Origin of the sequence: Diplocloster hominis, from assembly GCF_032380655.1 — a bacterium.
Classification (GTDB): Bacteria; Bacillota; Clostridia; order Lachnospirales; family Lachnospiraceae; genus Diplocloster; species Diplocloster hominis.
Window position 1 is genome coordinate 1 of sequence record NZ_JAWDIY010000094.1, and the last position, 623, is coordinate 623.

General features: G+C 40.1%; 1 protein-coding gene. It reads right to left on the reverse strand.

All coding sequences use genetic code 11. The features are described 5' to 3' along the window. The coding region (locus tag ABC831_RS26415; protein WP_343251051.1) for a transposase at positions 1-605 on the reverse strand (605 nt) is incomplete at its 3' end. Between the last annotated feature and the right edge of the window lie 18 nt (positions 606-623).

Consider the following 623-nt stretch of genomic DNA (forward strand, 5'->3'; position numbering starts at 1 on the left):
CGTTTTCTTGCAGCTTCTGCTTTGCCTTTTGGGAGTTCCTGCGCAATAACGCGAACAAAATATCGCTTGTTTTTGTATTGGCAAAATCCTGTTTGCTCTATCGTTTGTTCACCATTTTTCTTTGCTTTTCTTAAGATGGATTCCAAGTCTATTATTTTACCATCTTGATCTTCCATCCGGAAATGGCTGGGCGTAATCCGTAAAATTACATCGCAGCCTTGCTCTCTGGCGTAAGCATAATTTCTTGCCTTTCCATAACCGGCATCTGCCAGAACAAGGTCTTCTTTTTTTAAAGAAAATGGTTCAAAGCTCTCTGCTGTATGGTGATCCGTTACATGAATCTGGTCCATTTGGTTGTGGTTGAGCGAATAGCATAAATGAATGCGTTGTTGATGCTGCTTTTTTCCATTCTGCCGAATGATAGAACCATCAATAAGAAGTACATTTTTATTTTCAAAAAATCCGGCATTGGAACACCAGTCATAGGAAGAGAGCATCGTATTTAATAGGTTCCTTAAAAAAGGAGCCCCTTTTGAAAGTTTTTTTCTCCATGCAGTATCTGAAATAGAGGAAATCTGAAGTCCATGTGCTGCTGCTGCGAGCATACGGAAAGAAATCCCGGA